Source organism: Duganella sp. GW821-FHT07F09, assembly GCF_059418705.1.
This window is the reverse complement of the sequence record NZ_JBWKQJ010000034.1, coordinates 1-3,126: the sequence shown is the minus strand read 5'-3', so window position 1 is coordinate 3,126 and position 3,126 is coordinate 1. Positions and strand designations below refer to the sequence as shown.

The following is a 3,126-nucleotide window of genomic DNA, read 5'->3' as shown; positions in this document are numbered from 1 at the left end:
TCTTTTTTGCCTCGCTTCACTCTGCAACACCTTGTTTTGTGTGCACCGTTTTGCGAGGAGGCGAACTATAGCAAAGCAGGGGTGAACTGCCAAGTTTTATTTTTCACTTTATGCCACAGCCCGGTCAAGATCCGGCGAGTTAAAAAAGAGTAACCTTGGCCCATCACAATTTTGGGGAACGCCAATGAATCTCCGCGTTGCAATACTCGCCCTGGCCGACAAGCACGACCTGCCGCCAGACGCCGGCCTCCGGCTCAAGCAACTTGCCGCGCTGGACGCGCCGCCGCCATCGCTGCTGCGCTACTTGCCATTCGGCCTGGCCGTGCTGTCCGCTGTGCTGGTGGGTCTTGGCCTCGTGTTCTGGGTGGCCGCCAATTGGGACACGCTACCCCGCTCCGTCCGCTTTATTTTGATCGAGGCGTTCGTGCTCGCCACGCTGATTGGCGCCTGGCGCTTCCCTGTCGCCCGCGTGCCGCTGTCCTTGCTGGGCTTTATCGCTTGCGGTGGCCTGTTCGCCTATTTTGGCCAGACCTACCAGACCGGCGCCGATCCCTGGCAACTGTTCGCCCTGTGGGCGGCGCTCACCTTGCCGCTATGCCTGGGCGTGCGGCACGATGTGCTGTGGGTGTCATGGGCGATCGTTGCCCTCACGGCGGCCCAGTTGTTTTTCCAGGTTCGGACCAACGGCTGGTGGTGGAGCTCGGAGCTATCGCTTCAAAGCAGCTTGGGCTCATGGGTGCCGGCCATCGTTCTGGCACTCCTGCTCAGGTTTGCACCGCGCGCCTGGGTTGGCGCTGGAGAAGGAACCGGGACCGGACCTTGGCCGGTGCGTTTGAGTATGATTTACGCGATCATCGGACTGGTGACAATGTCCGTGCGCAGCCTGTTTTACATCGCCGGCAGTGGCTTCTATCCAATCTCGCTGCTCATCGTCGCGACCCTGGCCTTTGTCTTCAGCCGACGCGGCCTGTTTGATATTTTTATTCTCAGCGCGCTCGGTCTCGGCGCCAATGTGCTGGCCGTGTGTGGCTTGATACAACTTTTGGTGGAGGCGGGCAGCGATGAGATCGGAGCGTTGCTGCTGATCGGATGCGTTTCGGCCGCCATGCTGGCCGGTACCGTCAAGCTGATCATCCACCTGGCGCGCGCACAGACCGGGGAGTGCATCTTATGAGCAAGCGTTTGCAGGAGTTGATACAGGCCGCGACTGCCGAAGGCATCCTGCCTCCCGACACGGCCCCAAAAGAAACCGCACGGCCGTGGCCGGTCATACTCATGACGGGACTCGGCGCATGGCTGGCGGCCGTGCCGCTACTAGGCGTGTTGTTCATAATCTTGGGCGGCGCCGTGGAGCGAGGCGTGCTGTGCTACGTAGTTGGGGCCGTCTTCCTGTACGGCGCCGTTCACCTCTTACGATCCCGGACCGTGTCGCCATTTGTCGAACAATTGGGTTTGCCGGTGCTACTGGTCGGCGGCGCCCTGCTCGTGTACGGACTGTTCCGCGACATGCCCTATGTGGAGGCCGAAGCGTTGCTGCTCCTGATCGTCGTCGGTACGGCGTGGCTGGTGCCGCAGCACTGGTTGCGCGTGCTTCTGGGCGCGCTCGCCGCCATGGTCTTCATCCTGATGAGCACCAACCATCAGAATTCCGATGGGCTAAACATCTGGGGAGGCACATTGATTGCGCTGGTGCTGTGGCTCATCGCGGCATACTTCGCCGACACCCACGCTCCGTCCAGCCAAAGTGCGCGCAAGATGATCCTGCTCGAAGCCATGTCCAACGGCTGGATCCTGCTGACCCTGGCGGCGTTGACCTACGATTCCGGAGCGACATTCCTTTCTCCGGCGGCGCTGGGGCATCTGCACGACGCGGGCGAACTGGCGGGGTCGCGGTATTCGCTGACCAAGATGGTCTCCAGTCTGCTGGCGATCGCCGGCGCCGCCTGGCTCGGCCGTTGCTGGCCCGCGCTGCGCGCTCCGCGTTATGCGGCGGCGGCCGCGATTCTGGCCATTATGTCCTGGCTGATACCTGGGTTGGGCGCGGCCCTGCTTGCACTGTCGGCTTGCATCGGCAGCGGTCGTTGGCGCCTCGCGGTGGCCAGTGCGGTCGCGGCGTCCTGGATAGTCGGCACCTTCTACTACCAGTTGGACGTCTCATTGGCCACCAAGGCCGCCATCATGGCCACCACGGGTGCGGCGTTTGGCGTGATCGCATGGTTGAGCTGGAACGCAAGCGCCCGCGAAGCCGCCGCCACGGCTGTGCCCGCACCAGCCTCCGCCACAACGCCGGCACAGCGCGCGGGCATCGCTGCGTCGCTGTTGCTGACCTTGATGGTGGCCAACGGCGCGATCTGGCAAAAAGAAGCGCTGATCAGCACCGGCAGGCCTGTATTTATCGCACTGGCGCCCGTCGATCCCCGTTCACTGATGCAGGGCGACTATATGACGCTCAATTTCCAGATGCCGGCCCTGGACAGGGAGGAAACTGGCGCTTTACGGCGCGCCATGGTCATCGCAAAGGTCGATGATCGGGGCGTGGCGGTGATGCAGGGCCTGGCCGTCGAAAGGTCACTGGCGCCGGATGAAATCCTGATCGAGCTGGTGCAGACGGGAAGCGGCCTGCGCCCCGCCACCAACGCCTGGTATTTCAAAGAGGGCGAAGCACCGCGCTGGTCCCAGGCGAAGTACGGGGAATTCAGGATCGATGACAAGGGACGGGCGCTGCTGGTCAATCTGCGGGGTGCGAATCTGGAACAGCTATAACGCCGCCCACAATGAAAAAAGCCCCACCAGCGTTGCGCGCTCGGTGGGGCTTTTAAGTATAACTAGCTTGACGATAACCTACTTTCACACTGGTTGCAGCACTATCATCGGCGCAGAGTCGTTTCACGGTCCTGTTCGGGATGGGAAGGGGTGGGACCGACTTGCTATGGTCATCAAGCATTGACCGGTACTACTGACGTCGCGTTTCCGCGCCGCTTAAAATCTTGGGATGAAAACACCCCCACCTGCACCGAACGCGTTCTTGCGCATTCAGGCGGATGGGGGCTTTTCTATATAACTAGCCTGACGATAACCTACTTTCACACTGGTTGCAGCACTATCATCGGCGCAGAGTTGTTTCAC

General features: G+C 61.5%; 2 protein-coding genes and 1 rRNA gene. 2 read left to right on the top strand and 1 reads right to left on the bottom strand.

The annotated features are described in order from the left end of the window. The first annotated feature begins 184 nt into the window (after nt 1-184). Both AC07P1_RS33640 and AC07P1_RS33635 read left to right on the top strand, forming a co-directional pair. Nucleotides 185-1,174, top strand: a complete 990-nt coding sequence (locus AC07P1_RS33640; RefSeq protein ID WP_494699940.1) for a DUF2157 domain-containing protein — start codon at nt 185-187, stop codon at nt 1,172-1,174. Beyond that, nucleotides 1,171-2,763 carry a GDYXXLXY domain-containing protein gene (locus AC07P1_RS33635; RefSeq protein ID WP_494699939.1) on the top strand — a complete coding sequence of 531 codons (1,593 nt, stop codon included), beginning with the start codon at nt 1,171-1,173 and terminating at the stop codon, nt 2,761-2,763. Before AC07P1_RS33640 ends, AC07P1_RS33635 begins: the two co-directional genes overlap by 4 nt. 65 nt (nt 2,764-2,828) lie before the next feature. On the opposite strand, the gene rrf is transcribed toward AC07P1_RS33635, so the two are convergent. Beyond that, a 5S ribosomal RNA gene (gene rrf, locus AC07P1_RS33630) occupies nt 2,829-2,941 on the bottom strand. Nucleotides 2,942-3,126 lie beyond the last annotated feature (185 nt).